At 57.6% G+C, this 23,908-nt stretch carries 20 protein-coding genes; 5 read left to right on the forward strand and 15 right to left on the reverse strand.

Features of this window, described 5'->3' with window-relative positions; all coding sequences use genetic code 11:
* The first annotated feature begins 21 nt into the window (after positions 1-21).
* Complete coding sequence (locus tag HMPREF9623_RS02640) at positions 22-1,692, forward strand: FAD-dependent oxidoreductase (RefSeq protein WP_009532352.1); 1,671 nt, start codon at positions 22-24, stop codon at positions 1,690-1,692.
* A 94-nt stretch (positions 1,693-1,786) separates the two neighbouring features.
* Here the strand turns inward: HMPREF9623_RS02640 and HMPREF9623_RS02645 are convergent, their stop codons facing one another.
* The 3 genes from HMPREF9623_RS02645 to HMPREF9623_RS02655 all read right to left on the reverse strand — a co-directional run bounded on the left by HMPREF9623_RS02645 (position 1,787) and on the right by HMPREF9623_RS02655 (position 8,785).
* Positions 1,787-4,249 carry a glycogen/starch/alpha-glucan phosphorylase gene (locus tag HMPREF9623_RS02645; RefSeq protein WP_009532353.1) on the reverse strand — a complete coding sequence of 821 codons (2,463 nt, stop codon included), beginning with the start codon at positions 4,247-4,249 and terminating at the stop codon, positions 1,787-1,789.
* Between the two features lie 18 nt (positions 4,250-4,267).
* Positions 4,268-7,459 carry an isoleucine--tRNA ligase gene (ileS, locus tag HMPREF9623_RS02650; RefSeq protein WP_009532354.1) on the reverse strand — a complete coding sequence of 1,064 codons (3,192 nt, stop codon included), beginning with the start codon at positions 7,457-7,459 and terminating at the stop codon, positions 4,268-4,270.
* Between the two features lie 321 nt (positions 7,460-7,780).
* A complete protein-coding gene (locus HMPREF9623_RS02655; RefSeq protein WP_009532355.1) occupies positions 7,781-8,785 on the reverse strand; it encodes an asparaginase in 1,005 nt (334 codons plus the stop codon).
* Positions 8,786-8,966: 181 nt separating this feature from the next.
* Here HMPREF9623_RS02655 and gpmA point away from each other — a divergent pair, with 181 nt between their 5' ends.
* From gpmA to nudC, 3 genes are read left to right on the forward strand one after another with little or no spacing between them, the layout of a single operon-like run.
* On the forward strand, positions 8,967-9,716 hold the full coding sequence (gene gpmA / locus HMPREF9623_RS02660) for a 2,3-diphosphoglycerate-dependent phosphoglycerate mutase (protein WP_009532356.1): 750 nt from the start codon (positions 8,967-8,969) through the stop codon (positions 9,714-9,716).
* A gap of 17 nt (positions 9,717-9,733) precedes the next feature.
* The gene (locus HMPREF9623_RS02665; protein WP_009532357.1) at positions 9,734-11,191 is read left to right on the forward strand and encodes a nicotinate phosphoribosyltransferase; all 1,458 of its coding nucleotides are present in this window, start codon (positions 9,734-9,736) and stop codon (positions 11,189-11,191) included.
* A gap of 2 nt (positions 11,192-11,193) precedes the next feature.
* The gene (gene nudC, locus HMPREF9623_RS02670) at positions 11,194-12,057 is read left to right on the forward strand and encodes an NAD(+) diphosphatase (RefSeq protein WP_009532358.1); all 864 of its coding nucleotides are present in this window, start codon (positions 11,194-11,196) and stop codon (positions 12,055-12,057) included.
* A gap of 4 nt (positions 12,058-12,061) precedes the next feature.
* Here the strand turns inward: nudC and HMPREF9623_RS02675 are convergent, their stop codons facing one another.
* The 12 genes from HMPREF9623_RS02675 to pyrF form a co-directional block, all read right to left on the reverse strand.
* Positions 12,062-13,948 (reverse strand): fructose-bisphosphatase class III, encoded by a 1,887-nt coding sequence (locus tag HMPREF9623_RS02675; RefSeq protein WP_009532359.1) that lies wholly within the window; start codon positions 13,946-13,948, stop codon positions 12,062-12,064.
* A gap of 75 nt (positions 13,949-14,023) precedes the next feature.
* A complete protein-coding gene (purD, locus tag HMPREF9623_RS02680) occupies positions 14,024-15,316 on the reverse strand; it encodes a phosphoribosylamine--glycine ligase (protein WP_009532360.1) in 1,293 nt (430 codons plus the stop codon).
* Positions 15,313-15,924 (reverse strand): phosphoribosylglycinamide formyltransferase, encoded by a 612-nt coding sequence (gene purN, locus HMPREF9623_RS02685; protein WP_009532361.1) that lies wholly within the window; start codon positions 15,922-15,924, stop codon positions 15,313-15,315. The genes purD and purN overlap by 4 nt, the downstream gene beginning before the upstream one ends.
* Positions 15,918-16,943: a phosphoribosylformylglycinamidine cyclo-ligase gene (gene purM / locus HMPREF9623_RS02690; protein ID WP_009532362.1), complete on the reverse strand. Its 1,026-nt coding sequence runs from the start codon at positions 16,941-16,943 to the stop codon at positions 15,918-15,920. The genes purN and purM overlap by 7 nt, the downstream gene beginning before the upstream one ends.
* An 11-nt stretch (positions 16,944-16,954) precedes the next feature.
* Entirely contained in the window at positions 16,955-17,461 is a 507-nt protein-coding gene (gene purE, locus HMPREF9623_RS02695) for a 5-(carboxyamino)imidazole ribonucleotide mutase (protein ID WP_009532363.1), read from the reverse strand.
* Between the two features lie 69 nt (positions 17,462-17,530).
* Positions 17,531-18,214 carry a hypothetical protein gene (locus tag HMPREF9623_RS02700; RefSeq protein ID WP_009532364.1) on the reverse strand — a complete coding sequence of 228 codons (684 nt, stop codon included), beginning with the start codon at positions 18,212-18,214 and terminating at the stop codon, positions 17,531-17,533.
* Between the two features lie 11 nt (positions 18,215-18,225).
* Positions 18,226-18,705 carry a hypothetical protein gene (locus HMPREF9623_RS02705; protein ID WP_009532365.1) on the reverse strand — a complete coding sequence of 160 codons (480 nt, stop codon included), beginning with the start codon at positions 18,703-18,705 and terminating at the stop codon, positions 18,226-18,228.
* Entirely contained in the window at positions 18,692-19,153 is a 462-nt protein-coding gene (locus tag HMPREF9623_RS02710) for a VanZ family protein (protein WP_009532366.1), read from the reverse strand. Before HMPREF9623_RS02710 ends, HMPREF9623_RS02705 begins: the two co-directional genes overlap by 14 nt.
* 8 nt (positions 19,154-19,161) lie before the next feature.
* On the reverse strand, positions 19,162-19,842 hold the full coding sequence (pyrE, locus tag HMPREF9623_RS02715; RefSeq protein ID WP_009532367.1) for an orotate phosphoribosyltransferase: 681 nt from the start codon (positions 19,840-19,842) through the stop codon (positions 19,162-19,164).
* A 14-nt stretch (positions 19,843-19,856) separates the two neighbouring features.
* On the reverse strand, positions 19,857-20,759 hold the full coding sequence (locus tag HMPREF9623_RS02720) for a dihydroorotate dehydrogenase (protein ID WP_040799427.1): 903 nt from the start codon (positions 20,757-20,759) through the stop codon (positions 19,857-19,859).
* A gap of 2 nt (positions 20,760-20,761) precedes the next feature.
* On the reverse strand, positions 20,762-21,541 hold the full coding sequence (locus HMPREF9623_RS02725; protein ID WP_009532369.1) for a dihydroorotate dehydrogenase electron transfer subunit: 780 nt from the start codon (positions 21,539-21,541) through the stop codon (positions 20,762-20,764).
* A gap of 24 nt (positions 21,542-21,565) precedes the next feature.
* Positions 21,566-22,489: an orotidine-5'-phosphate decarboxylase gene (gene pyrF / locus HMPREF9623_RS02730; protein ID WP_009532370.1), complete on the reverse strand. Its 924-nt coding sequence runs from the start codon at positions 22,487-22,489 to the stop codon at positions 21,566-21,568.
* A 191-nt stretch (positions 22,490-22,680) separates the two neighbouring features.
* On the opposite strand from pyrF, the gene HMPREF9623_RS10785 reads away from it, so the two are divergent.
* On the forward strand, positions 22,681-23,460 hold the full coding sequence (locus tag HMPREF9623_RS10785; RefSeq protein WP_195891204.1) for a GNAT family N-acetyltransferase: 780 nt from the start codon (positions 22,681-22,683) through the stop codon (positions 23,458-23,460).
* Positions 23,461-23,908 lie beyond the last annotated feature (448 nt).

Genomic DNA, 23,908 nt, shown 5'->3' on the forward strand with positions numbered 1-23,908 from the left:
TTCAAAGAGAAAGGAATATTCATGACGTCAGAAGAGAGAACTTCTTTCTATGACGCGGTAGTCATCGGCGGCGGCCCTGCGGGGCTGACCGCCGGTCTCTATCTTGCGAGAGCCTGCTACCGCGTCCTCATTCTGGAACAGGAAAAGTTCGGCGGCCAGATTACGATTACCGCTGAGGTTGTGAACTACCCGGGTGCCGCGCCGATGAGCGGCGAGGCGCTGACTGCCGAGATGCGCCGCCAGGCGGAAAACTTCGGCGCGGAATTTCTGCTCGCCGAAGCGACGGGACTGAAACAAGAAGACGGCTTCTTTGTCGTCAGGACACCGAAGGGTGATTTCCGCGCCCACGGTGTGATTCTCGCGACCGGCGCGCATCCGCGCATGATCGGTTTCCCGGGCGAGGCGGAATATAAGGGCCACGGCATTGCCTACTGCGCGACCTGCGACGGCGAGTTTTTCACCGGCCGCGAGGTCTTTGTGGTCGGCGGCGGCTTTGCCGCGGCAGAGGAAGCGGTGTTCCTCACAAAGTACGCTTCCCATGTGACCATCTTGATTCGCGAGCCCGATTTTACCTGTGCCGCGAAGGTCGCGGAACCCGCGAAACAGCACGAAAAAATTACGATAAAATACGACACCGAAGTCGAGGAGGTCTCGGGCGATGGCATGCTGCGCTGCATTCGCTACCGAAACACAAAGACCGGCGAGGTGACTGAATTCAGCCCCGCGGACGGCGGCAGCTTCGGCGTCTTTGTCTTTGCGGGCTATGCGCCCTCCTCTTCGCTTCTCAAGGGACTCGCGGAGATTGACGCGCAGGGATATGTGCCGACCGACCGGAATCAGAAAACCAGTCTGGACGGCCTCTACGCCGCGGGCGATGTCTGTGAAAAGAACCTGCGCCAGGTTGTGACCGCGACCGGCGACGGCGCGGTTGCGGCGACCGAGCTCGAAAAATACATTGCAAAACGCCAGAAAGAGACAGGCGTCAAAGCGGATATTCAGACCCGCCGCGCGGCTGTCCACACAGCTCAGGACAGCGCACCGGCGACCGTGGCGGTACAGAGCGGCGATACTCCCTTTGACAGCGCAATGATGCAGCAGCTGAACACAGTCTTTTCACGGCTCACCGAGGAGCTCACGCTGAAACTCTACACGGACGAGGGTGCAGTCTCCTCCGAACTACGGCACTATTTGGAGGCGCTCACCGCTCTCAGCGATAAACTCACGCTCTCCGAAGAGAGCGCACCCGATCCGCTCGCCTCTCGCGATACGGATACTGCTCTGCCCTATGTCCGCATTTTCCGCGAGAACGGCAGTTACGCGGGGCTCTGCTTCCACGGCGTGCCGGGCGGCCACGAATTCACTTCGTTCGTGCTCGGACTCTACAATGCCGGGAGCAAGGGGCAGCCGGTCGCCGAAGAAGCCTTGTCCCGCATTGCCGCAATCGACAGGGACATCCGGATTCGGATTCTCGTGAGTCTCTCCTGCACCATGTGCCCGGAGCTCGTGACGAGCGCCCAGCGCCTTGCGACGCTAAACCCGCATATCACGACGGAGGTCTTCGACCTGAACCGCTTCCCGGCACTCCGCGAGCGGTACGAAGTGATGAGCGTGCCCTGCTTCCTCGTAAACGACGAGCCGCCGCAGTTCGGCAAAAAGGATCTCACGCAACTCCTCGATTTACTCGGCGCATAAAGCAGAGTGATAGGACAAAAAACAGCACACAAGAAAACAGCGTCCCGGAATAAACCGGAACGCTGTTTTCTTGTGTGTCTTTCCTGTAAAAGGCTCAGAGCTTTACCTCGACCTTTTTCAGATGCCAGATATCTCTCACATACTCCTCAATCGTGCGATCGGAGCTGAACGGGCCTGCCGCCGCGGTGTTCCGCATGCACATCTTTGCCCAATTCTCCTCGTCCGCGTACGCCTTGTCCACACGCTCATGCGCCTCCGCATAGGCGCGGAAATCCTTCAGAATAAAATAGACATCCGGACGATCGCCGTTCGAGCCGGTGAGCAGAGAATTGTAGATATCGCGGAAGCGCTCCGGATCGTCAGGCGAGTAGAAGCCGTTGATCAGCTGCATGAGCACTCTGCGAATCTCCTGATCCGCGTTGAAGATATGCATCGGGTTGTAGCCGCCGTTCTGCTCGAGCTGAATGACCTCCTCCGCGGACATGCCGAAGATGAAGGCGTTCTCCTCGCCGACTTCCTTTACAATCTCGATGTTTGCACCGTCCATCGTGCCGAGGGTCGGCGCGCCGTTCAGCATGAACTTCATGTTCGAAGTGCCGGATGCCTCCTTACTTGCGGTCGAAATCTGCTCGGAGACATCTGCCGCCGCAAAGATAATCTCTGCGCTCGAGACACAATAGTCCTCAATGAAGACAACCTTGATCTTGCCGTTGATCGATGCGTCGTTGTTGATCACATCCGCCACGGCATTGATTAACTTAATCGTGAGCTTCGCGCGGTGATAACCCGCAGCCGCCTTTGCGCCGAAAATGAAGGTGTGCGGATAGAACGGCATATCCGGGTTGTCCTTAATCTTGTTGTAGAGGTACATGACATGGAGAATGTTCATGAGCTGGCGCTTGTACTCGTGCAGGCGCTTAACCTGAACATCGAAGATGGAGCGCGGATCCACGACAATGCCGTTGTGCTCGAGAATGTAATTCGCGAGGCGCACCTTGTTCTTGTACTTGATGTTCATGTACTCCTGGCGGCTCTTCTTATCGTCCACATAGACGCCGAGCTTCTTCACCTCGGAGAGGTCCGTGATCCACTTGTCGCCGATGCGCTCCGTGATCCAGTCGGCGAGCAGCGGGTTCGCGTGGAGCAGGAAACGGCGCTGCGTGATGCCGTTGGTCTTGTTGTTGAACTTCTCGGGCGAGAGCTCGTAGAAGTCGCGGAGCGTCTGCTTCTCGAGAATTTCGGTGTGAATCTTCGCGACACCGTTGATCGAGAAGGATGCCGCGCAGGCCATGAACGCCATGCGCACCTGGCCGTCGTGGATAATTGCCATGCGGTCTTTTCTCGCCTGATCGCCCGGGAACTTGTGCTCGATTTCAAGCAGGAAGCGGCGGTTGATCTCCTCGACAATCTGGTAGATACGCGGCAGCAGGCGGGAGAAGAGCTCAATGGGCCACTTCTCGAGCGCCTCGGTCATGATTGTGTGGTTCGTGTATGCGCAGGCCTTGCTCGTGATTGCCCACGCCTCTTCCCAGCCGAGTCCCTGCTCGTCCATCAGGATGCGCATGAGCTCCGGCACCGCGACCGTGGGGTGAGTGTCGTTCATCTGGAACACGACATAGTTCGGGAGCTCGCGGATGTTGTCGTGGCTCTGCAGGAACTTCTTGATTGCGGTCTGAAGAGACGCCGAGATGAAGAAGTACTGCTGCTTTAAGCGGAGCTCCTTGCCCGAATAGTGGTTGTCGTTCGGGTAGAGGACCTCGGAGATGGTTCTCGCGAGGTTCTGCTCTTCCACGGCTCTCTGATAATCGCCACGGTCAAAGGAGTCGAGGCGGAAGCTCGTAATCGCCTCCGCGTCCCAGATGCGGAGCGTGTTCACGATATGGTTGCCGTAGCCGACAATCGGGAGATCGTAGGGCACCGCGCGAACCGACTGGTAGTTCTTCTGGTAGAAATGCGGGTTGCCGTTCTCCATACGAGTCGCAACATAACCGCCGAACTTGACCTCGCAGGCATACTCGTCGCGCTTAATCTCAAACGGATAGCCGTTCTTTAACCAGTCATCCGGAATTTCCTTCTGATAGCCGTTCTCAATCTTCTGGCGGAACATGCCGTAGTGATAGCGGATGCCGCAGCCGTAAGCCGGGTAGTTGAGGGTCGAGAGCGAGTCGAGGAAGCAGGCTGCGAGACGACCGAGGCCACCGTTGCCGAGCGCCGGGTCTCTCTCCTCATCCTCAATCTCCGTTAAGTCAAAGCCGAGTTCTTCAACTGCTTCGCGGATTACATCTTCTTCCTTAAGTGCGAGCATCGTGTTGCCGAGCGCTCTGCCGACCAGGAACTCCATTGAGAGATAATAGACCTTCTTTGCGCCCGCTTTGTCATATGCCTTCTGCGTCGCAATCCAGTTGTCGATCACATCTTCCTTGACCGCATAGGCGACTGCCTGATAGACCATCTGCAACGTCGCCTCACTGACATCTTTCCGGTAGAGCGTCTTCAGGTTGTTGATAATCTCCTGCTTCAGCGTCTCCTTATCCAACTTCTTGATAACTCCTGCCAACTCAATCTCCTCCATTTCTCACTGCGCTTTGACACATCTCACCGAGAGTGTAACGAGTTCACCGTTCAAATTCCACTCTTTCGTGAAATCTTCACGATTTTCGTCCGATTCACTATGAATCTCATCGGAAAGAACCGTATTCTTCAACAATTCTTCGTACTTCTCGGCGAGTGCGGCAATCTTTTCGTTGCCGCGAATGTTCAGCACAATGTGATCCGTGACCTCAAATCCGGCATCTTTTCGCATGGTCTGCACCTTCGAGATCAGCTCACGCACAAAGCCCTCTTCGATGAGTGCCTCGGTAAGCGCAATGTCGAGCACCACGGTGATGCCGTTGTCCTGCGCAGAGACATAGCGCTCCGACTGCGCGCTCTCGATTAAGAGATCTTCTCTGCAAAGCGATACTTCCGTGCCGTCCGGCAGGGTAAAGCCGAGGCTGTCGTTTGCATTGAGTTCCGCCATCGCCTTCTGACCGTCGAGCGCCTTTAAATGCTCCTTAATCGCATTCAGGTGCTTGCCGTACTTCGGTCCCACAGTCTTTAACTGCGGCTTGAAGAGGTAATTCACAAAGCGCTCCGCGTCGTCCGTGAACTCGAGCGCCTTCACATTCAGCTCATCGCGGATGATGTCCTGATAGAAGCTGCCGAGTTCCTCCGGCGCCTTCACATAGAGCATCGAGAGCGGCTGGCGGTTCTTTCTGCCGGAAGTCTCGCGCGCCGAGCGGCCGAGCACGACCACTTTCAGCACCTCGTCCATGCTCTTCTCGAGTTCCGCGTTGATGTGCGCCTCGTCCGCAACTGGGTAGTCGCAGAGATGCACGGACTCCGTCGCGGATGTATCGACCGTGCGAACCAAATTCTGGTAAATCTGCTCACTCATAAACGGAATCATCGGCGCTGCCGCCTTCGCGACCGTGACCAGCGCCGTGTAGAGCGTCATGAATGCATTGATCTTATCCTGCTCCATGCCCTTTGCCCAGAAGCGGTTGCGGCAGCGGCGCACATACCAGTTCGACATGTCGTCGACAAACTCCTGGAGCACCGCAGCGGTCTCCGGAATCTTATATGCCGCGAGATTTTTGTCCGCATCCCGCACCATGCTATTCATCTTCGAGAGCAGCCACTTGTCCATGACCGAGAGCTTCTCGTAATCGAGCTTGTACTGCGTCGGATCGAAGCGGTCAATGTCGGCATAGAGCACATAGAACGCGTAGGTGTTCCAGAGTGTGCCGAGGAACTTTCTCTGTCCCTCGCGAACCGCATCCTCCGAGAACTTCTTCGGGAGCCACGGCGCGGCCGCCGTGTAGAAGTACCAGCGAATCGCATCGGCGCCGAAGGTATCGAGTGCCTCCATCGGATCGACCGCATTGCCCTTCGACTTGGACATCTTATTGCCGTTCTCATCGAGCACGAGGCCCATCACGATGACATTTGTGAAAGCGGGCTTGTTAAAGAGCAGCGTCGACTCCGCGTGGAGGGAGTAGAACCAGCCGCGGGTCTGATCGACCGCCTCGGAGATGAAGGAAGCCGGAAGCTGCTGCTCTAGGAGTTCCTTGTTCTCAAAGGGATAGTGAAGCTCCGCGTAGGGGCAGGCGCCCGAGTCAAACCAGACATCGACCACCTCCGGAACGCGCTTCATCTTACCGCTGCACTTCGGGCAGGGAATCGTAAAGCGGTCCACATAGGGGCGATGCAACTCGACGGTCTTTGCGCTCTCGTCGCCGGAGAGCGTTGCCAGCTCTTCGCGGGAACCGACCGCAAGCTTCTCGCCACAGTCCGGGCACTCCCAGATATTGAGCGGCGTGCCCCAGTAGCGGTTTCTCGAGACCGCCCAGTCCTGAATATTCTCAATCCAGTTGCCGAAACGTCCCTCGCCGATGGACTGCGGCACCCAGTTGATTTTCTGATTGTTTCGCACGAGGTCGTCGCGCACCGCGGTCATCTTGATGAACCAGGACTCGCGCGCATAGTAGATGAGCGGCGTGCCGCAGCGCCAGCAGTGCGGGTAGTCGTGCTCGACCTTCGGGGATGCAAAGAGCAGGCCTCTCTCCTCGAGGTCCTTCAGCACTTCCGGATCTGCCGAGACAGCGCCCTCTTCGATCTCCTTCTCGGTCGGCTTGCAGCGCATGCCGGCAAATTTGCCGGTCTCTGCCTTCATCTTTCCCTTGTCGTCCACCATCTGAACAAAGGGCGCGTCATAGCGGCGGCCCACGCGCGCATCGTCCTCACCGAAGGCCGGGGCGATGTGGACAATGCCGGTACCGTCGGTCATCGTGACATACTCGTCCGCGTAGACAAAGAAAGCCTCTTTATGCTGACGCGCCGCCGCTTCCGCCGCACAGCTGTAGAGCGGCTCATAGGGCTTGTGTTCGAGCTCCTTGCCGGTGTAGCGCTCTAAGATTTCATAGCCCTCGCCGAGCACCTTCTCAAGAAGTGCCTCCGCGAGATAGTAGGTGTTGCCGTCCGCTGCCTTGACCTTCGCATAGCTCTCGTGCGGATTCACGCAGAGCGCGATGTTCGAGGGCAAGGTCCAGGGCGTCGTGGTCCAGGCGAGGAAGTAAGCCTCTTCGCCCTTTACCCGGAAGCGGACAATCGCGGTTCTGTCTTTGATTGCCTTATAGCCCTGCGCGACCTCGTGCGAGGAGAGCGGGGTCCCGCAGTGCGGGCAGTAGGGCACAACCTTAAAGCCCTTGTAGAGCAGGTCTTTGTTCCAGATTTCCTTTAAGGCCCACCACTCCGACTCGATGTAGTTATCGTCGCAGGTGATATAGGGGTGCTCCATGTCCGCCCAGAAGCCGACCTTGCCGGAAAAGCGCTCCCAGATTTCCTTATAACGCCACACGGACTCGCGGCACTTTTTGATGAAGGGCTCGACGCCGTACGCCTCGATTTCATCCTTGCCCTCGATGCCGATTTCCTTCTCGACCTCGAGCTCGACCGGCAGACCATGGGTGTCCCAGCCCGCCTTTCGCGGGACATACTGTCTCTTCATCGCGTGGTAGCGCGGAATCATGTCCTTGATGACACGGGTCTCGACGTGGCCGATGTGCGGCTTGCCGTTTGCGGTCGGCGGCCCGTCGTAGAACATATAGGTCTCGCAGCCCTCGCGCTGCTCGACGGACTTCTCAAAAATCTGATTCTCTGCCCAGAACTTCTCGACTTCGCCCTCGCGCGCCACAAAGTTCATGTCTGTTGGGACTTTTCTGTACACTTCTCCATCCTCCTGTCTCAAAAGAAAAAGCGCCCGCCCCTCTCAGGACGAACGCTCTCTGCTTTCGCTGTACCACCTGTATTTCGCTTTTCCCCGTGACGTGGGGCCTACGTCTCTCCCTACCCCGCAGCTTGCACCGCGGCTCCGGAGAGCGGCTCGAAAGTGATTTTCAACACGGGTACTTGGCGCCGGGCTTCCACCGTCCCCGACTCTCTGTCGCTTTTTTCCGTGTCTACTCTCTTTGTCAACGCCTTTGGCTATAGGTTTTTTCCAGTATAATCAGCCTGATTTTCTCTGTCAAGGAAGAAACACGCTTTCCCCTCAGCGGAGGCGCGGCAACGTGACCTCATCCACATAGTTCGTGAAGAAGGACTTCCGCACATCTTCTCTCTCCTTGCTTCTGCCGAGCGCCCACATGAGCTTCGTGACCGTCGCCTCCTGGGTCATATCAAAGACCGGGATGCCGCCGCTCTCCTGCACGCGAAGACCGGTCTCGTAGACATCGAGATTGCTGCCCTCGTAGCGGCATTGGCTGCCGACCAAAATGCTCATGCCCTTGCTGCTCGCGCGGTCAATCTCCTCCAGGATATTATTGTGGAGGAAGGGCACGCCGCCGAGACCGAAGGCTTCGACAAACACGCCCTCACAGCCCTTGTCGTAGAGATAGCGGAAGATATCCGCGTGCATACCCGGGAAAATTTTTAAGACCGCGATGTTCTCCGAGTACTCCGGCGAAAGCTGAAACGCCGCACGGCGGAGCGGCTCCTTTAAGACCTGCATGCCGAACGCATTGAATTCGCCGATCAACGGATAGTTGACCGACTCAAAGGCATTAAACGAGATGGTTCTCACCTTCGAGGTGCGGCAGCCGAGAATGAGCTTCTGGTGAAAGACCGTATAGACGCCGCGGAGCATGCCGCTTAAGCCCGCCGTAATCGCACAGCGGAGGTTATCGATTGCATCGGTCAGGGGCGCGCGGAGCGGCAACTGGCTTCCCGTCAGAATGACCGGCATCTCAATATTCTGGAGCATGAACGAGAGCATCGAGGAGGTGTAGGACATGCTGTCCGTGCCGTGGATGATGACGACACCGTCACAGTCCTCTCTGGCCGCCGCAACGAGATTCGCAATCGCAACCCAGTCCTCCGGCGTAATGTTCGCCGAGTCGAGGGAAGCATAGTCCTTTAGCTCAAAGGTGTGTCCGTCGCCGATCGGACCTATGGTTTTCATAATTTCCTCGAGGTTGATGCCCGGTGCAAGTCCCTTTTCGCTCGGCACCGAAGAAAAGGTACCTCCCGTGTTAATCAACAGCAATTTTTTGCCCATAGCAACCTCCGTTTTCGTCATAATGTCTAATTCTAACAAAAGCGGCACAAAAACTCAATGCGCTTTGCCCCATTCGCCATAGCGCATGGAAAAGCCCGCCGCTTTGTGTTATCATGCTCTAAAGCCTGGTAAATACGCCGACTGTGACGCGGAGTCAGGGCTTACGAAAGGAGCGATTGCGATGATGAAACTCGTATTGGTGCGACACGGCGAAAGTGAGTGGAACAAGAAAAATCTGTTCACCGGCTGGATGGATGTGGACCTCTCGGACAAGGGCCACGAGGAGGCAAAGGCTGCCGGTCAGCTCTTAAAGGCTGAGGGCTATGATTTTGACATCTGCTTTACTTCCTACTTAAAGCGCGCAATCCACACGCTGAACCACATTCTGGACGAGATGGACCGCGACTGGCTCGAAGTCGTGAAGAGCTGGAAGTTAAACGAGCGCCACTACGGTGCCCTCCAGGGTCTCAACAAGGCGGAGACTGCCGAGAAGTACGGCGAGGAGCAGGTCAAGATCTGGCGCCGCTCGTTCTCGACCAAGCCGCCGGTGCTGGATCCGAATGACGACAGAAGTGCAAAGAAGAGCCCGGCTTACCGCGATGTGGATCCGGCGCTGCTCCCCGACTGCGAGAGCTTGGAGACCACGATTGAGAGAGCCGTCCCCTACTTTAACGAAGTGATCCGCCCCGAGATGGAAGCCGGCAAGCGCGTCATCATTGCGGCGCACGGCAACTCTCTCCGCGCACTGGTCAAGTACTTTGACAACATTTCCGAAGAGGATATCATCGGCGTCAACATTCCGACCGGCACGCCGCTCGTCTATGAGTTCGACGATTCCTTCAAACCGATTCGCCACTACTATCTCGGCGACCAAGAAGCACTTAAGAAAAAAATGGAGGCAGTCGCGAACCAGGGCAAGAAACAGGCATAACGCGGCGAACGGAAAAAATGCGAAATCTCACCTTACTGACAGACCTGTATGAGCTCACGATGATGCAGGGCTATTTTGAAAATGAGGATGTCAATCAGACTGTCATCTTCGACATGTTTTACCGCGCGAACCCCGAGGGCAACGGCTACGCGATTTGCGCCGGGCTCGAGCAGGTAATTGACTATATCAAAAACCTGCACTTTACGGAGGATGAGATTGCATATCTCAAAGGGCTCGGTATGTTCAAACCCGCCTTCCTCGACTACCTGCGGGACTTCCGCTTCACCGGCGACATCTACGCGATTCCCGAGGGCACGGTCATTTTCCCGCGCGAACCGCTCGTCAAAGTCATCGCGCCGATTATGCAGGCACAGCTCATTGAGACTGCGCTCCTGAATATCATCAACCACCAGAGCCTCATTGCGACCAAGGCAGCCCGCATTGTGCGCGCGGCGCAGGGCGACGGTGTGATGGAGTTTGGCTGCCGCAGAGCGCAGGGCCCGGATGCCGGTATCTACGGCGCGCGCGCCGCGATGATTGCCGGCTGTGTCGGCACCTCGAATGTACTTTGCGGACAGATTTTCGATGTCCCCGTGAGCGGCACACACGCGCACTCTTGGATTATGAGTTTCCCGGATGAGCTCTCTGCGTTCCGCGCCTATGCGAAACTCTATCCGGATGCCTGCATCCTCTTAATCGACACCTATGACACGCTGGACAGCGGCCTGCCGCATGCGATTCAGGTTTTTAAGGAACTGCGCGAAAAGGGCATACACCCGAAGCGCTACGGCATCCGCATGGATTCGGGCGACTTAGCCTACCTCTCGAAAAAGGTCAAGGCAGCGCTCGACGCCGAGGGCTTCACCGATGCGATTATCTCGGCCTCCAACGATCTCGATGAGAACCTGATCGGCTCTCTGAAGGCGCAGGGCGCGACCATCAACTCCTGGGGTGTCGGCACCAACCTGATTACCTCGAAGGACTGCCCGGCCTTCGGCGGCGTCTACAAGCTCGCGGCCATCTGGAGCGAAGCGGAGCAGCGCTTCCTGCCGAAAATCAAAATTTCGGAAAACGCCGAGAAAATCACCAATCCCGGCGACAAAAAAGTGTACCGCATCTACGACCTGCAGGGCATGATAGTCGCAGACCTCATTGCGCTCGCGGACGAACAGTTCTCTGCGGATGAGCCGCTGCTACTCTTCGACCCGATCGAGACTTGGAAAAAGACGCTGCTTCCCGGCGGTTCCTACCGCATGAAAGAGCTCCTGGTTCCGGTCTTTGAAAAGGGCAGCTGTGTCTACGAGTCCCCGAAGGTCATGGACATCCGGCAGCACTGCAAGGAAGAGCTTGCGACCCTCTGGGAGGAGTCAAAGCGCTTTGAGTACCCGCACCAGACCTATGTGGATCTCTCGCGGAAGCTCTGGAATGTCAAGACCGGTTTGTTGGAACAGTATCAGACAGGAGTATCGGAATAAGCATGATTCAGGATATTGCACCGCATCACTATGATGTAAGCTATCACACAGAGAGAACGCCCGCGCGGCGTTCTTTCCTTGTTTTGGTCTCCCGGGAGGGTGTGCTCTTCCGGGCAACGGACGACGGCTTTACGCTGCCGCGCTTCGCCGATTTCGAGACAGAGAGTCTCCCGTTTCCGTCCCTCTGTCAGAAGGCACGCTATCTCTTTGCAATCGACGATGACTTTTTCTTTCTGCTGCCTGCGAGCGCCCTGCCCGCCGGAAAACTCGGCGAGGGCTATCGCTTCCTCGGTCCCACGGAGCTCCGCGACTTAAAGCCGCAGCACCTTGCCTTTGCGGCCATCACTTCCACCCAGCTGTATCGCTTTTACGACCAGCGGAAGTTCTGCGGGCGCTGCGGCGAAAAGATGACGCATTCCGAGGAGGAGCGCGCCATGTGCTGCAAGCACTGCGGCCTCATCGAGTACCCGAAAATAAGCCCTGCCATCATTGTCGCGGTGCGGGACGGCGATCGCCTGCTCCTGACCCGCTACGCAAAAAACGCCTCCGACTATCGCCGGAAGGCGTTGGTTGCAGGCTTTGTGGAGGTCGGTGAGACCCCGGAACAGGCGGTGGAACGCGAAATCATGGAAGAGACCGGGCTCAAGGTCAAGAACATCCGTCCCTATGCCGTACAGCCCTGGTCCTTCTCCGACTCGCTGATGCTCGCCTATACCGCGGAGCTCGACGGTTCCGACCGCATCCGCCTCGATGAGAACGAACTCTGCGAGGCCTCGTTTGTGCCGCGGGATGAAATCCCCGACAATCCGACGACCGCCAGTGTCGGCAACGAGCTGATTCAACGCTTTAAGCGCGGGGAGCTCTGATCTCTCACTCGACGCGCTCTGGTATGGAGCCGTCCCGGTAGGCGGTGAGGAGCTCGTTCAGATCTTCAATCTGCGCGGCGAGCCGCTTGCCGATGTCGGTGTCCCCGACCATCACGCGGTAGGGCTCAATCTCAAACTGGTTGGCGCGGGATTCAATGTCCAGGTTCTCGCTGATCACGCGCTCCACCGACTCAAAGGGCATGTGGCTCTTGATGCGCATGCCGTGGGAGTTATAAATCAGCGTGTAGCCCGCGATACCCGTGGTTTTATGGTAGGCGCGCGAAAAGCCGCCGTCGATCACAATCAGTTTGCCGCCCGCCTTAATCGGATTTTCACCCGCCGAGGCGTGCACCGGCGTGTGACCGTTGATGATGTGCGAGAGGTCGGACTTTAAGCCGAACTCCCGGAGTATCATGCGGCTCGTCGCCTCGGAATCGAGGAACAGGTAGTACGGGTCCTGCGGCTCTTTCCAGCTCGCCTTGTCGTCGAGGTAGCTGCGTTCAAAGGTCTTTACGACGCGGCCGCACATCGGCGACTTCGGGCCGCCCCAGAGATAAAACATAAAGTCCACATAGCGCGCTTCGCCGGTATTATAGGCGAGGCGCGCCGCTTTTTCGCAGAATTCGAAATAACTCTTGCCCCGCAGGAACTGCCCGAAGAAATTGACCTCCTCCATCTGCCCGTCCTCGGTCAGCGGCACGCAGCCGTGGAACAGGAGGTTATCGTTCATTTTGAGGTAGACGCTGCCGACCGCATAGAGAAATTCGATGTGGCGCCTAAGCTGCGGGCTCTGGCAGAACGAGCGCTTTAAGTCGTCCATGACTTCCCGCTCTTCCGGCGTCATCCGGTAGGGATCGCTCCAATCGACGGTCGGGAATTCCATCGTGTTCATCGCATATTCAACGCCGTCAATCGTGACTGTCCCCTTTTCCGGGTTCACCTTGTCGAGCAGAAGTCTGTCCTGCATCTCGAACTCGGGGTGCCGGAGAATCAGCTCGCCCTCTGCCTTGAACATCATCACATTGATGGCTTTGACCATGGCTTTTGCCGGCGTGCCCTCATAGGTCTTTTCGGCAAAGAGTTGCAGACGGCGAAGAGAAATGCCGTAGCCGCTCTCCAAGATGCGAATGTTGTTGTAACGTACATTGTTCCGGACGACATTCGCGATGCAGGCCTCATTGCCCGCGGCAGCGCCCATCCAGAGCACATCGTGATTGCCCCACTGGATGTCGAGCGAGTGGTAGTCCATGAGCAGCTCTATAATTTTATCGGCATCCGCACCGCGGTCAAAGAGATCGCCGACAATGTGCAGGTGGTCCACCGCGAGCCGCTTAATGAGGGCCGAGAGCGCGATAATGAATTCGTCGCCGTTCTGAATGCCGACGATCGTGTCCAGAATGCGCTCGTGGTAGGCAAGCTGGTTGCCGTCCTCGTCCGGCAGGGCGTGCAACAGCTCATCGATGATATAGCCGAATTCTTTCGGCATCGCCTTTCTGACCTTGGAGCGCGTATACTTCGAGGAGAGCACGCGCGCAATTTCAATCATGTGCCGGAGGGTCTCGCGGTACCACTTCGGCGAAATTCTGCCCTCGCTATGCAGACGCTGCAGCGCCTCCTTCGGATAGTAAATCAGCGTGCGCAGCGCCCGCTTTTCGGTGTCGTTCAGCACATCCGCAAAAATCATCTCGATTTTTTCGCGAATCACACCCGAGCAGTTGTTCATGATATGCAAAAAGGCATCGTACTCGCCGTGAATGTCGCTCATGAAGTGCTCGGTGCCCTTCGGGAGATTCATAATCGCCGCGAGGTTGATAATCTCCGTGCATACGGCCTGGCGTGTCGGGAATTTCTCTGCCAGCAAACTCAAATATTTCCGCTGTTCCTGATTCATGCCGCCTCCTTTTTTGAAAAGCAGAAAAAGCCAAACCGCAGTTTTGTTGCGATTTGGCTTTTTCTTATCAGTGATTCACGCCTGCTGTGCCTCTTCGGCCGCGACACCCGCAAGGGCAATGTCCGTCCGCATATACTTGTTGGCAAACGAAATCTTCTCCGCCGCCGCGTAGGCTCTCTCTCTCGCTTCGCGTATGGTCTTGCCGAGCGCCGTGACATCGAGCACCCGACCGCCGTTCGTGACGACGCGCCCTTCGTCGTCAAAGCGCGTGCCCGCGTGATAGCAGTAGACATCCGGCTCGCTCTTCAGGCTCTCAAGTCCCGAAATCGGCAGCCCCTTCTCGTACTTCACGGGATAGCCCTCGCTCGCAAGTACGACCGTGACGCAGGCCTTATCGCAGAACTTGAGCTGTACCTCGTCAAGTTTCCCCTCGACGCAGGCGAGCATCACTTCGAGGAGGTCATTCTCCATGCGTGGGAGCACGACCTGTGCCTCCGGGTCGCCGAAGCGCACATTGTACTCGAGCACGCGGGGGCCGTCCGGCGTCAGCATGAGTCCGAAGAAGATGACACCTTGGAAGGGTCTCCCCTCCGCCGCCATCGCATCGACCGTGCGCTGATAAATCTTCTCCTCACAAAACCGCGCGATTTCATCCGTGTAGTAGGGGCTCGGCGAGTAATTTCCCATGCCGCCCGTATTGAGACCCTGATCGCCGTCCTTGGCTCTCTTGTGGTCCTGCGCGCTCGCCATGATGCGTATGGTCTTGCCGTCCACAAAGGAGAGCACGGAGACCTCGCGACCCGTCATGAACTCCTCAATGACCACCTTGTCGCCGGAGGCGCCGAACTTCCGCTCGAGCATCATTTCCTTCAGGCCTTCCTCGGCCGCCTCGCGGGTCTCGCAGATCAGAACGCCCTTCCCGAGCGCCGGACCGTCCGCCTTGAGCACCACCGGAATCTTGCAGGTCTCGAGATAGCGCTTTGCCGCCTCGTAGTCCGTAAAGCTCTCGTAAGCTGCCGTCGGAATCTCATACTTTTTCATGAGTTCCTTCGCGAAAGCCTTGGAGCCCTCAAGAATCGCCGCATTTTTCTTCGGCCCGAAGACCTTGAGTCCCGCTTCTTCCAGAAAGTCTGCGAGTCCGCCGATCAGCGGATCGTCCATGCCGATCACAACAAGATCAATCTTCTCCCGCAGGGCAAAGTCCCGGATTTTTTCGAATTCCATCGCGCCGATCGGCACCAATTCCGCGACTTCTGCGATACCGGCATTGCCCGGCGCGCAGTAGAGTTTTGAGAACCGTCCGCTCTCCCGCAGTTTCCGGCAAATCGCATGTTCTCTGCCGCCGCCGCCGACTACCAGTACTCTCATGCCCCGTCCCCTCTCTCACTTGCCTCGCGCGCCATCTCTTCAATGGCACGCGGCAATAAAATCCACTCCGCTTCTTCCATGACGCGCCGCTGCAAGGTCTCCGGCGTGTCGCCCGGCTTCACCTCGACCGCTTTCTGGAGGAGTATCGGCCCCTCGTCGAGTCCCTCGTCCACGAGATGCACGGTCGCGCCGGTCACCTTGACACCGCGCCGCAGCGCCTGTTCATGCACCTTTAAGCCGTAGGCGCCCTTGCCGCAAAAACTCGGAATCAGCGAGGGGTGAATGTTTAAAATCCTGCCGCGGTAGCGGCGTATCATCTCATCCGGAATCTTCACGAGATAGCCCGCGAGCACGATGAGATCCAGCTTTTCGCGCTCCACCGCCTCGAGCAGCGCACGGTGAAAGGCCTCCCGGTCCGGAAAATCCGCCGGGGAAATGCACTCGTTCGCAATCCCCGCCGCCGCCGCGCGCTGCAGTGCGTACGCGGCGGCATTGTTCGAGAGCACATAGACCACCTTCGCATGGCGAATCACACCGCTTTTCTCGGCATCGAGGATTGCCTGCAGATTGGTCCCGCCGCCGCTCACCAGCACGCCGACTCTCAGCATAAGTCAACGCCCTTTTCGCCCGCCTTGCATTCGCCGATCACAAAGCTCTTTTCGCCCGCTGCCCGGAAGGCCTCGATGGTCTTCTCGACATCGGCCGGATCGACCGCGACCACCATGCCGACACCCATATTAAAGGTGTTGTACATGACGTGTTCGCTGACTTCGCCCTTCTCTGCCATAAGACGGAAAATGGCCGGAACCTCATAGGAGTCCTTCCGGATTTCCGCGCGGACACCGTCTTTCAGCATGCGCGGCACATTCTCGTAGAAACCGCCGCCCGTGATATGGCTGCAGGCGTGAATGCGGACGCCAGCCTCCTTCGCGCTCTTTAAAGCCTTCACGTAGATGCGGGTCGGTGCGAGCAGCACCTCGCCGAGGGTTGCGCCGAGTTCCGGATAGAAGCGCGTCAAATTCTCCCTGCTCATCTCAAAGATGTTGCGGACCAGGGAGAAGCCGTTCGAGTGAACACCGCTCGACGCAATGCCAATCAGGACATCGCCCGGCTTCAGTTCTTCGCCCGTAATCAGATCCTTTCTGTCGCAGGCGCCGACCGAGAAGCCCGCGAGGTCATATTCGTCCTCGGGCATAAGTCCCGGGTGCTCCGCGGTCTCACCGCCGACCAGTGCGCAGCCCGCCTGAACGCAGCCCTCCGCGACACCGGAGACAATCGTCGCAATCTTCTCCGGGACATTCTTGCCGCAGGCAATGTAGTCGAGGAAAAAGAGCGGCTCGCCGCCCGCGCAGGCGACATCGTTCACGCACATCGCGACACAGTCAATGCCGATCGTATCGTGGCGATCCAGCAAAAACGCAATTTTTAATTTGGTGCCGACGCCGTCGGTTCCGGACAGAAGCACCGGATCCTCCATGTTCTTGATGCCCGCAAGGGAGAAGGCTCCCGAAAAGCCGCCGATGCCCCCCATCACCTCGGGGCGCAGCGTGCGCTTTACATACTGTTTCATCAGTTCTACGGACGCATAGCCCGCCTCAATGTCAACTCCGGAATTTCTGTAATCCATTGCGGCTCCTCTCACTTGAGAAAACTCTGGTAACCCTCGCGCTGCAGCTTCTCATCCTTACCGACAACCTCGTCGCGCATTTCCTTCTGAAATGCCTGCAGCTTCTCCTCGAGCGCCTTGTCGCCGACCGCGAGAATCTTTGCCGCGAGAATGCCCGCGTTCTTGCCGCCGTTGATCGCAACGGTCGCGCAGGGAATGCCGCTCGGCATCTGCACAATCGAGTAGAGCGAATCCACACCGCCGAGATCCGAGGTCTTCATCGGGATGCCGATGACCGGCAGCGAAAAGAGCGCCGCGCACATGCCCGGCAGATGCGCCGCCTTGCCCGCACCCGCGATGATGACCGAGAGACCGCGCTCTCTGGCACCGTTTGCCCACTCAAAAAAGACATCCGGCTCGCGGTGCGCCGAGATAATGCGCATCTCGTATTCAATCCCCATTTTCTCCAAAAATGCCGCTGCCTGTGCCATCACGGGCATATCCGAATCACTGCCCATCACAATTCCGACTTTTGCCATTGCACCCTCCTTATTGATTCGTTTCACTTGTATTATATCGGCGCTCTTCTTTGAGCTCAATCCCAATTTTTATTTGCTTTCCGGCGCATAGAGCTCGCGAAGCCAGCCCTGTTGTCGCACGGAATATCGCGTGTCCTTTCCGCACACACGCTGATACCGCAAAATCGCCGCAAGGCATTTTTCACGCACCGTTTTGTCCGCCGTTTCACGGATGAGCGGGCGCAGTCTGTCCCGGAGCGCTTTGTCGAGAAAAAGCGATAAATCTTCGGCGTGCGCTGCGGCGACCTCCGGATACCGGTCCGCATACCAGGGTAACTCTCCGGGTAAGATGACCGTCAGACCGAAGGGTCCCTCTGCCCGCGCCGAAAAGCGCTGTCGCACATCCTCTTCCGCGTAATCGAATAAATCGTAGTAAATCGCTTCTCTTATCTCTCCGGGTGCGCTGTCCCGGGCAAACAGCCCGTAGCACTGGAGAAAGAGTTCGAGGCAGCGAACGCCAAGCGCCTTGTCACACTGCGGCGAAAACGCGCGGCTGCAGACGGAAGACAGGACTGCGAGCAGTGCCTCCTCCGTATTGCCGGGCAACATAAGGCAGAGTGCCCTGTCCCTCGCTTCCCCACTCGCCTCTGTGGCTGTCACAAGAGCACGCGCCTCACGACCGAAAAACCCCTGAAAGCGCTCGGTCGCAAAACGCTCCGCCGGTATCTCCGCGAGTCGCTCCCTTGCAAGCCTAAGCCGCTCTGTAAGCAGCATTTCCCGCTCCATCAGCTGCTGAGCCCGAGGAACTGGGCAATTAACCAAGTCACCATCACCAGACCGCAGAGCGAGAGCCCGATCCAGGTGTAAAGCTGATTTTTTTCCTTCTCGCGGAGCGCGGTCACCGCGAGGTAGATGCCGTAGATTGAAACCAGCATGGCGCTCATGACCGCCGCCGAAACCGTGAGCGAGGGTTCCCCCGCTGCCTGTAGCATGCTGAAAAAGGCGAGTGCCGTAAAGAGCACAGCGACAACGCCGCCGCAAAGTGCCGTGAGCCCGGTCTCGGAGTGCGGCTTCTTCAGGTAGCTGATCAGCGAAGAGAGCTGCTGATTCTGTTTGCCTTTCTTTTTCGGGCGCCGCTGCTTGCTACGGCGCACCCGCTCTTCTTCCGGCAAAAATTCCGGGCGCTCCAGAATCGAGTCGTCGCTCTTTGCGACCGGCGTCAGAAATTTATATTCTTTTTTTCGAAAGGGATTAGGCAGACGCACGATTTAACCTCCTAAGAAACAGCCGGAAAATAAAATAGCCTGCGACAACGCCGATCGTATTCAAAAAAATATCGTCGACATCAAAACTGCCGAGCCGGGTCAGAAGCTGCGCTGTCTCAATGAGCCCCGAAAACAACACCCCCGCAATCAGGCTGCGGAAAAAGCTGTGGCGCTTTCCGCTCACAATCGGCAAAAAAAAGCCGAAGGGCACAAAGGCAAAGACATTGCCGAAGGTATTCAGGATAAAAGCGCGGTAGCCGAGTATGTGGCGGTAATGCCAGAAGCGCCAGATTTCCCGGAACAGCACAATGTTGTAGCGCAGATTCGCACTGCTCCTCCCCTGCCTGCCGAGTGCTTCGGCAAAGAAGAGAAAATAGCTGAGCCCCGCAAGATAAATGACAAAAAGCAAGGTTCCGAGCAGGCGATGTTTCCATCGGATTTTATCCATGGACAGGCTCAGTCCTCCTCCGCACCGTATTCACGGTAGTAGGCATCGATTCTCTCCATCAGCGCATCGTCGATGATTACCTTGCCGTTCACTTCACGCCGGTAGAGGTGTTCAATGACCTCCTTCATCGTGACAATCGCTGTCGTCTTGATGCCGTAACGCTCCGAAATCTCGGAGAGCGCGCTCTTTTTACCCTTGCCTCTCTCGCAGCGATCCACGCTGACCACGAGGCCCAGTACCTCTGCGTTGCCCTGTGCCTTGATAATCGGCATGGTCTCCTCAATCGAGGTTCCGGCCGTCGTGACATCCTCGACAATCACGATCTTATCGCTGTCCTTGATCGGCGCACCGAGGAGAATCCCCTTGTCGCCGTGGTCCTTGACTTCCTTCCGGTTTGCGACATAGCCCACTTCCTGCTCATAGAGCTCGCTCATGCCGATCGAAGCCGCGACGCAGAGCGGAATACCCTTGTACGCCGGTCCGAAGAGCAAGGTCGCCTCCTCGCCGAATGCCGCGTGGATGGCGCGCGCATAGTAGGCGCCGAGCTGCTTTAACTGCGTTCCGGTGCGGTAAAAGCCGGTGTTCACAAAGAACGGCGTCTTTCTGCCGCTTTTGGTCACGAAGTCCCCGAACTTTAAGACTTCGCACGAAATCATAAACTCAATAAATTCCTGCTTGTACTGTTCCATCGTCTCCCCCTTGTTCAGCGCACTGCGCCGATGAGTTCTCTGATATCCTCGGTTCCTGTCTGCTCAAGATAAGCGGCAATCCCCGCCGCGACTTCCTCCGAAACGCAAGGATTATAAAAGTTTGCGGTGCCGACCGAAACCGCCGTCGCGCCGGCAAGTATCATCTCGATGGCATCTGCTGCGGTCGAAATGCCGCCCATGCCGATTAACGGCAGCTTGACCGCATGTGCGCAGTCATAGACCATGCGCACCGCAATCGGGTGCACCGCGGGCCCCGAGAGGCCGCCGGTGCGATTTGCGAGCACAAAGCTGCGCCGCATAATGTCGATTTTCATGCCGGTCAAGGTGTTGATGAGCGAGAGCACATCCGCGCCGCCCGCCTCCGCCGCGCGCGCAGTCTCGGTGATATCCGTGACATTCGGCGAGAGCTTGACAATTAACGGCTGCGCCGCTCTCTCCTTCACGCGGCGGGTGATGTGCTCGACCGCCTTTGCCTGCGTGCCGAAGGCAATGCCGCCCTCTTTGACATTCGGGCAGGAGATGTTGAGCTCGAGAAAATCAACCGGCGCCTCGCGGAGCCGCTCCACGACCTCGACATACTCCTCTTCGCTGTGGCCGCAGACATTGACCACGACGCGGGTGTCAAACCGCTTTAAGAAGGGCAAATCCCGCTCGAGGAAAACATCCACGCCCGGATTCTGGAGGCCGATCGCATTCAGCATGCCGCCCGGCGTCTCCGCAAGGCGAGGGGTCGGGTTGCCCGCCCACGGCACGGCCGCGACGCCCTTGGTCACGACCGCACCGAGCTTATTTAAGTCCACAAATTCGCTGTACTCTTCGCCGGCCCCGAAGGTACCGCTCGCCGTCATCACGGGGTTTTTTAAGGTGATTCCGGCGAGGCTCACTTCCGTCGAGATGTTCAAAGCACCACCTCCTCTGCGCGAAACACCGGTCCGTCGGCGCAGACGCGCTTATTTTTGACATTCGAGTGCGCATCGACCTCCGCGCTCTCCGTAATACAGCCGAGGCAGGCGCCGATGCCGCAGGCCATGCGCTCTTCCATAGAGACCCAGAGCGGAATGCCTTCCTCCGCCGCATAGGCCTTCAGCGCGCGGAGCATGGGCAGCGGGCCGCAGCTTAAAATCGCCTTCGGCTTTTCCGGCAGCGCGCGGAGCAGATCCACAACGTTGCCCCGGATGCCGAGACTGCCGTCCTCGGTCGCAATCTTCACCTCATCGGCCGCAACCGCAAAATCCTCGAGCAAAAAGAGCTGGGACTTGCTGCGATAGCCGAGAAGGGCGGTCTTTTTCCCCGGGAGCGCCCAGAGGAGCTCAAGGAGCGGCGGAATGCCGATGCCGCCGCCGACCACTGCGGCATTGTCGAGCGCCGTCGGAAACCCGTTCCCGAGCGGGCCGAGGAGCAGAAGCTCGGTGCCCGCCGTATAGCGCGAGAGCTCTTCGGTGCCGCTTCCCTCCCGCGTCACGCGGTACACGAGGCGCAGGATACCGTTCTCGCTGTCAATGCCGCAGAGACTGATGGGGCGCGGCAGGATGTGCGCGCCGTTATTCAGAAATACATTTACAAACTGTCCCGGGCGTGCCGCAGCCGCAATCTGCGGCGCCAGGAGCCGGAGATCATAGACGCCCGGACATAACGCGCGCTGTCCCAGTACGGACGCGCGCTCTCTCACTTTCGTCATGTTGTGCTTCTCCCGTTCTCTGTCTCAGAAGCGGATGCAACGCTGCAAATCCAGAATCATGTCGACCGTCGCCTGACGCGCTGCGTCGGCGAAGGCTTCCGCGCCGAAGTTCTGATATTTCTCCTGCTTCCACGCCGCAATGATGCCGCGCGAAGAGTTCACAATGCCGCCCTCGCCCTGCGCGTTAAATGCGACCGCGAGATCCTCTGCCTTACCGCCCTGGGCGCCGTAGCCCGGAATCAGGAAGAATGTGTGCGGCATGCGCGCTCTGAGCTCCGCAAGCATCTTCGGGTAAGTCGCGCCGACCACTGCGCCGACATTGGACCACGCGCCCTCCATGAGGGACTCGCCCCAGGCGGAGGTGAGATCCGCGACCCGCGCATAGAGCGGCTCGCCGTCAATCAGCTGGTCCTGCAACTCGCCGCTCGAGGGATTCGAGGTCTTGACGAGCACAAAAATACCCTTGTCACAGCGTCCGCAGACCTCGAGGAAGGGCTTCACGCCGTCGCTGCCGAGGTAGGGGTTCACGGTCGCCATATCCGCGTCAAAGGGGAAGAACTGCTTCTCGCCGATGGTGATGCTGCCGAGGTGTCCCTCCGCATACGCCGCCGAGGTCGAACCGATGTCGCCGCGCTTCACATCGGCAATCACGATGAGCCCGAGCTCCTTCGCAAAGCGGACGGTCTTTTCATAGGCGATGAGGCCGGGAATTCCGAACTGCTCGTACATCGCAATCTGCGGCTTCACGGCCGGAATCAGATCCACCGTCGCCTTGATGATGGCCTCGTTAAAGCGCCAGCAGGCCTCGGCCGCTCCCTCCAAATTTTCGCCCTTCTCGGCAAACGCAGCTTTCTTTACCTCGTCCGGAATATACGCCAGCATGGGATCCAGCCCCACGCAGACCGGTGCCTTGGTCTCTTTGATTTTATTCAGTAAAGTTGTAATCATCGCTTCCTCCTGTCGGCGGCAACAAATATGTTTTTCCCATTATATGTTTTTTTGCCCCACCGTGCAATGCGGGATGCCTCTTTACGGTTTTCTTACAGCTTTTCTCCGCGTCGCACAGGGCACAAATCTATGCTATAATGGAAAAAATTTACGACCTGATATGTAATGCAGAAGATGCAGATGGGAGCCCTATGAAATTAACAGAACAAGATCGATTCAACCATGGGGAGCAGGACCGAATCCTGGCTCTCCTGAAGCGTTGCCATGAAAAGGAAGCCTTTTCGATGTCTTTCCCGCTCCGCGAGCCCGGCACCAAGTACCTTCTCGCCTATGCGGACGAAGACGCCAAGGAGCTCTGCGCCGCAATGGCACTCTGCGGCCTCGGCGACCAGATTTTTGAGGTCTATGCCTTCACGGACCCGGACCACCGCAGACAGGGCTATTTCCACCGCCTCTGGGAAAAGGCAAAAATTACATTCCCGGGCAAGAGCTTAAAGGGCTCCGCTCCGATTGTCCGCTTTGCCGTGGACAGCGCCTGCAAGGATGCTCTGCCGGTGCTGCTCTCGATCGGTGCCCACCTCGCCGAGGAGGAGACCGAGATGGCCTGCAGCCTCGAGGACAAGGAGACCCCGGATCCGCGCTACCGTTTCCGCGAGTCCAAGCCCTCGGCGGAAGGCTTCCGCGCCTATGAGATTTTCCGCCCGAACGAGAAGCGCCCGGCTTTCCGCTGCTTTGTGACGCCGATGAAGGATCATAACGCCTACCTGCACCGCGTCTCGGTGCGAAAGGAATTAGTGGGACAGGGTGTCGGCAGCGAGCTCTTCCCGCAGTTCCTGGGGCTCTTAAAGAAGCTCGGCTACAAAAAAGCGACCATGCAGGTCACGGCTTCCAATACGCCGGCAGTCCGCCTCTATACGGCAAACGGCTTCCGGGAGACCACTTCGCTCCGCTACTATGAGCTGATGCTCTGAGTCTGACGCAATTCATTGAAATCCCCGTCTCGCTCCGCCCGCGATACATCAGGCCGCGCGAGACAGGGATTTTTTTGTTCCTTTGTCTTCTTGTTTTTTTGCTTTTTTCGAATTTCTTATCCCTTGATTCTCTTGCCCCTTACTTCTCTTTCCCCTTGATTCTCTCACTACTTACTTCTCTCACCCCTGGATTCTCTCGCCCCTTGATTCTCTTGCCTCTTGCTTCTCTCGCCCTTGATTCTCTTGCCCCTTACTTCTCTCGCCTCTTACTTCTCTTGTCTCTTACTTCTCTCCCTCTCACTTCTCTCGCCTCGTACTTCTCTCTCGCCCCTTGATTTTCTTGCCTCTTGTTTCTCTCGCCTCTTATTTCTCTTGCCTCTTACTTCTCTCGCTTCTTACTTCTCTTGCCTCTTACTTCTCTCGCTTCTTACTTCCTTGTCTCTTGATT

This window comes from Stomatobaculum longum (assembly GCA_000242235.1).
GTDB lineage: Bacteria > Bacillota > Clostridia > Lachnospirales > Lachnospiraceae > Moryella > Moryella longum.

What these genes read in the sequence shown, in the direction of transcription:
- HMPREF9623_RS02640 (WP_009532352.1), top strand. Translation starts at nt 22, where the DNA reads ATGACGTCAGAAGAGAGAACTTCTTTCTATGACGCGGTAGTCATCGGC.
- HMPREF9623_RS02655 (WP_009532355.1), bottom strand. Translation starts at nt 8,785, where the DNA reads ATGGGCAAAAAATTGCTGTTGATTAACACGGGAGGTACCTTTTCTTCG.
- gpmA (WP_009532356.1), top strand. Translation starts at nt 8,967, where the DNA reads ATGATGAAACTCGTATTGGTGCGACACGGCGAAAGTGAGTGGAACAAG.
- HMPREF9623_RS02665 (WP_009532357.1), top strand. Translation starts at nt 9,734, where the DNA reads ATGCGAAATCTCACCTTACTGACAGACCTGTATGAGCTCACGATGATG.
- nudC (WP_009532358.1), top strand. Translation starts at nt 11,194, where the DNA reads ATGATTCAGGATATTGCACCGCATCACTATGATGTAAGCTATCACACA.
- HMPREF9623_RS02675 (WP_009532359.1), bottom strand. Translation starts at nt 13,948, where the DNA reads ATGAATCAGGAACAGCGGAAATATTTGAGTTTGCTGGCAGAGAAATTC.
- purD (WP_009532360.1), bottom strand. Translation starts at nt 15,316, where the DNA reads ATGAGAGTACTGGTAGTCGGCGGCGGCGGCAGAGAACATGCGATTTGC.
- purN (WP_009532361.1), bottom strand. Translation starts at nt 15,924, where the DNA reads ATGCTGAGAGTCGGCGTGCTGGTGAGCGGCGGCGGGACCAATCTGCAG.
- purM (WP_009532362.1), bottom strand. Translation starts at nt 16,943, where the DNA reads ATGGATTACAGAAATTCCGGAGTTGACATTGAGGCGGGCTATGCGTCC.
- purE (WP_009532363.1), bottom strand. Translation starts at nt 17,461, where the DNA reads ATGGCAAAAGTCGGAATTGTGATGGGCAGTGATTCGGATATGCCCGTG.
- HMPREF9623_RS02700 (WP_009532364.1), bottom strand. Translation starts at nt 18,214, where the DNA reads ATGCTGCTTACAGAGCGGCTTAGGCTTGCAAGGGAGCGACTCGCGGAG.
- HMPREF9623_RS02710 (WP_009532366.1), bottom strand. Translation starts at nt 19,153, where the DNA reads ATGGATAAAATCCGATGGAAACATCGCCTGCTCGGAACCTTGCTTTTT.
- pyrE (WP_009532367.1), bottom strand. Translation starts at nt 19,842, where the DNA reads ATGGAACAGTACAAGCAGGAATTTATTGAGTTTATGATTTCGTGCGAA.
- HMPREF9623_RS02725 (WP_009532369.1), bottom strand. Translation starts at nt 21,541, where the DNA reads ATGACGAAAGTGAGAGAGCGCGCGTCCGTACTGGGACAGCGCGCGTTA.
- pyrF (WP_009532370.1), bottom strand. Translation starts at nt 22,489, where the DNA reads ATGATTACAACTTTACTGAATAAAATCAAAGAGACCAAGGCACCGGTC.
- HMPREF9623_RS10785 (WP_195891204.1), top strand. Translation starts at nt 22,681, where the DNA reads ATGAAATTAACAGAACAAGATCGATTCAACCATGGGGAGCAGGACCGA.